This window comes from Traorella sp. mt218, from assembly GCF_055420025.1.
Genome location: NZ_JBVAYM010000046.1, coordinates 1 through 4,387 on the forward strand (window position 1 = coordinate 1; position 4,387 = coordinate 4,387).

At 36.4% G+C, this 4,387-nt stretch carries 4 protein-coding genes; 2 read left to right on the forward strand and 2 right to left on the reverse strand.

What is annotated here, in order from left to right; translation table 11 throughout:
• Positions 1-52 precede the first annotated feature (52 nt).
• Positions 53-535: an NAD(+) diphosphatase gene (locus ACZYT3_RS12540; protein ID WP_464088886.1), complete on the forward strand. Its 483-nt coding sequence runs from the start codon at positions 53-55 to the stop codon at positions 533-535.
• Here the strand turns inward: ACZYT3_RS12540 and ACZYT3_RS12545 are convergent, their stop codons facing one another.
• Complete coding sequence (locus ACZYT3_RS12545) at positions 536-1,087, reverse strand: sugar O-acetyltransferase (RefSeq protein ID WP_464088887.1); 552 nt, start codon at positions 1,085-1,087, stop codon at positions 536-538.
• 802 nt (positions 1,088-1,889) lie between these two features.
• Between ACZYT3_RS12545 and ACZYT3_RS12550 the strand changes: the two genes are divergently transcribed.
• Positions 1,890-2,915, forward strand: coding sequence for a WYL domain-containing protein (locus ACZYT3_RS12550; protein ID WP_464088888.1), 1,026 nt, complete (start codon positions 1,890-1,892; stop codon positions 2,913-2,915).
• Positions 2,916-2,972: 57 nt separating this feature from the next.
• On the opposite strand, the gene ACZYT3_RS12555 is transcribed toward ACZYT3_RS12550, so the two are convergent.
• A complete protein-coding gene (locus ACZYT3_RS12555; RefSeq protein WP_464088889.1) occupies positions 2,973-4,382 on the reverse strand; it encodes a 6-phospho-beta-glucosidase in 1,410 nt (469 codons plus the stop codon).
• Positions 4,383-4,387: the final 5 nt, after the last annotated feature.

The following is a 4,387-nucleotide window of genomic DNA, read 5'->3' on the forward strand; positions in this document are numbered from 1 at the left end:
TTTGAATAATATACCACTTTTACTTTTAAGATGATAGTGATAAAATACACTCATGAAATATTGTGTTGAATGTGGTACAAAGCTGATTTATAAAGAACTTGAAAATGAAGGAATGATTCCTTATTGTGAAAAATGTCATGAATATCGTTTTCCTATTTTTTCAAGTGCTGTAAGCATGATCATCTTAAATCCTGATAAAAATAAAATACTGCTCATCAAGCAGTATGGCAAACCATCTTATATATTAGTCGCCGGCTATATCAATAAAGGCGAAAATGCACTTGAAGCTGTCAAACGTGAAGTTTTTGAAGAAGTACATTTGCATGTGGATGAATTAACCTTTAATTCCAGCGAATATTTTGAACCGACAAATACTTGTATGTTTAATTTTTCATGTGCCAGTGACAGCGAGGACTTTTCATTAACCAATGAAGTGGATGAAGCAAAGTGGTTTTCTTTTGAAGAAGCACGTCAATATATCAAAGAAAACTCATTAGCTAAAAGATTTCTGATCCATTATCTGGATCACCAATAATTATTTATTCTCTCTTATGATCCTGCATGGATTGCCCGCAGCTATCACATTAGCCGGTATATTTTTGGTGACGACACTTCCGGCACCGATAATCGTATTATCACCAATTGTGATACCCGGAAGGATCGTACAATGTCCGCCGATCCAGACATTTCTGCCAATCGTCACCGGTTTTCCAAACTCTACATCCTGTTCCCTTTCTTTCGCATCTAAAGCATGTGCTGCGGTATAAATATGCGTACCGGGACCGATCAGCGTATGTTCACCTATTTTGATCGGACATACATCTAACAGTACACAGCCATAATTCATCATTACATTTTTTCCTAAATAAATGTTATAGCCATAATCACAGAAAAAAGGTGGTTTGATCCAAAAATTACCTTCTGTATGCAATAGCTTTCTCATCCGTCTTGATCGCATGTTGATTTCGTTCAAGGCTTTTTTATTATAACTACTACAAATGCGATTAGCCTTAAAACGTTCAAGAACTAATTGGGGATCAGCCGCATTATAGATTTCACCACGTATCATCTTTTCTTTTTCACTCATAACATCTTCTCCTTTTGGCATCTCTATTATATACGATAAAATATCAAAATGCTCATGTAAATCATCTACGTGAGCAAATGAATGATCCTTGATCTTTGACAAATGTATCATTGGTGTTCCTCACACTAAGCATTCGGTTAAGGGCGTTATTCTGTCAAGAGAACTGTGATTCCTTGCAAGTGAGCGACACTTACGCGATCACAGCTAAGCGTTAGCTTCAAAGCTCTGAGTCCTCCTGGGACCAACGTTCAGGGACATAGGATTTCCATATGCTGATATAACCTTTGTGCAGCTTTCCCCTACTTGTACGATCACCCTGACTTATAGAACATTACTGTTCATCAACTGCAAAGGGCTTATTTGGTATCTATAGCTAGTCACTGGCTACCACCCCATTGACATTACTACCCTACACGTACACTGTACTGTCGGCGATGACCCCGTCTGGATGATCTACATTACGATAATAACCGAACCCCACTTCAGACTTGTTTTTGAGTGTTATCACTCATTCAAAGACAGCATTACTGATGCCTCAACGATACCCTTTAAGAGCCTCCCCTTAAACTCATCGATTCAAGCCTGATCCTTATAGGAGTGTCCCTCCTATCTTTCATAAGGTTCAATGATACATTTGTCAAAGACCAGCAGGATTTCCTCCTGCATGATTATTATAATTAAATTTCAATAAAAATAAAATGGTCAGATTCTTTTTATTAATGACCCCTTTTTTTATTATATTTAAAGCACTTATTTATTATTTTATATTGAAATATAACCCCTTTTTAGGTATATTATTACTATGAGCGAAAAAATAAAAATATATCTTACAAATGAATTAAAAGAAACATTATTAAAGGATGCTTCAAATTTCGGATTTTTAAAATCAAACGGTGATGTGAATATCAATAATTTCATCAATACGTTGATTGTTAATTACTATGAAGAACACCAGAATAAACAAAAATATTTATATGCTTCGATTCAGAATATCCTCAGCCATTCCTCTCTTTCTGTTGAAGAAAGAAATCGTCTTTCAGAAGAAATTACTCATGAGCTTCAAACTATTAAAAATAATCAAGGATCAAAAAAAGCATCTGCTTCTATATCCTTCAAACCAACAAAAAACTCTGAAACTGCTGTTGAGTATATTGAAAGAGTCTTATTACAGAATCATAGCCTATCTTCTTATTATGCTTCCATGTTTGCCTCTTATGCATCTTTACCGCAAGATAAAAGAGAACTGATTCTTTTCAAAGATATCAATGACATCATTCAGAAAGCTATTGAAAGTAAACAAACGATCATCTTCACCATGAATCAGGGAAATGATAAATATATGGCAGCTCCTTATAAGATTGCCGCTTCATTTGAGGAATTGCATAACTATGTACTGGCTACCATCCTCAGCTATAATGATGTTCCGACACAGCAGCCTTCAACCTTCCGGCTTTCTAAGATCGAACGTCTTAGTATCCATGAACAAAAATATGCGTTTCATGAAGAAGAAATAAATGTCTATACCAGAGCTTTACGTAATGGTGTCCAATTCATTTATCATTCTAATGACCAGCCTATCAAGGTACATCTCAATGAACCTTATGGAAAAAGAATGTTTGAACGCTTTTATGTTCATCGCCCTCTCCCTACTAAAATCGAAGGAAATGATTATTATTTTGACTGTTCCTATAACCAGCTGATCAATTATTTTGCACGCTTTGGAAGCAATGCAGTCATTGAATACCCAACAGATCTTGCCCAAAGAATGGCAAAGCTTCATTTCTGGGCATACAAAAAATATAATTATAAGCCTGGGCATCAGGAATAAACGATAAAACAATAGATGGCTGATATCAATATCCGCCATCTGTTTTAATATCATCTATTATAATTCTTCACCATTGCTGGCAATCACTTTCTTATACCATTCAAAGCTTTTCTTCTTGCTTCTTTTCAACGTTCCTCTGCCTAAATCATCACGATCTACATAAATGAAACCATAACGCTTCTGCATTTCACCGGTACCACAGCTGACAAGATCGATTGGTCCCCATGGAGTATAACCCATCAAATCGACCCCATCTTCTTCAACAGCTTCTTTCATGGCCTGGATATGTGCTTTTAAATAATCGATGCGGTAATCATCATCAATGCTTCCGTCTTCCTTGACGATATCCTTGGCACCTAATCCATTTTCAACGATAAATACCGGTTTTTGATAACGATCATATAAATTGTTAAGGGCAATTCTCAGACCGATCGGATCAATCTGCCATCCCCAGTCACTGGCTTTCAGATAAGGATTCTTAACAGCATTTACCATGTTGCCATCGGTACACTCGACATCATCTCTTGAAGATGCTACGTTCGAGTTATAATAAGAGAAAGCGATATAATCGACAGTTCCTTCTTTTAATGCTTTTACATCTTCATCCGTTATATCAAGTACGACTCCTTCTTTTTTCCATGAAGCCTTTGCCTTATTTGAATAATAACCACGGCATTGAACATCTGAGAAATAATATTGCTTATCAATCTGTTCCATGGCACAAAGCTGATCTTCCGGCTTACAGGTTTCTCCATAGAAGGTTGGATACATCATCATCATACCAATCTTAAATTCAGGATTGATCTCGTGTCCCATCTTTACTGCTTTGGCACTGGCTACAAACTCATAATGGGATGCCTGTTTGATCACCTGGTTACGATTTTCACCTTCCTTGATACGCAGTCCCATCGTCATCTCCGGATGAAAACCATTGACATTGATTTCATTGAAGGTCATCCAATATTTTACCTTATCCTTATATCTTTTAAAGATCGTTTCACAGAATCTTAAATAAAAATCGATCATCTTACGATTACGCCATGTTCCATAGTTTTTCACTAGGGCATAAGGCGTTTCATAATGGGAAATCGTAACGACTGGTTCAATTCCATATTTCAACAGTTCATCAAATACATGATCATAAAATTCCAAACCTTTTTCATTAGGTGTTTCATCATCACCATTGGGAAAGATCCTGCTCCAAGCAATTGATAAGCGAAAGCATTTGAAGCCCATTTCCGCAAATAAAGCAATATCTTCCTTATAATGATGATAGAAATCAATCCCTTCATGATTCGGATAATATTTTCCTTCCACGATTCCATCAGTAAATTCACGTTGTACGCCATGATGTGAAGCAACCATACAGTCTGCTGTGCTCATTCCTTTACCATCTACATTCCAAGCACCTTCACACTGATTGGCAGCAACTGCACCACCCCATAAAAAGTCTTTTTTTAATGTCATAATTC

Bases quoted from the DNA above. Each gene is read 5' to 3' on its own strand.
- ACZYT3_RS12540 (WP_464088886.1), top strand. From the start codon at position 53: ATGAAATATTGTGTTGAATGTGGTACAAAGCTGATTTATAAAGAACTT.
- ACZYT3_RS12545 (WP_464088887.1), bottom strand. From the start codon at position 1,087: ATGAGTGAAAAAGAAAAGATGATACGTGGTGAAATCTATAATGCGGCT.
- ACZYT3_RS12550 (WP_464088888.1), top strand. From the start codon at position 1,890: ATGAGCGAAAAAATAAAAATATATCTTACAAATGAATTAAAAGAAACA.
- ACZYT3_RS12555 (WP_464088889.1), bottom strand. From the start codon at position 4,382: ATGACATTAAAAAAAGACTTTTTATGGGGTGGTGCAGTTGCTGCCAAT.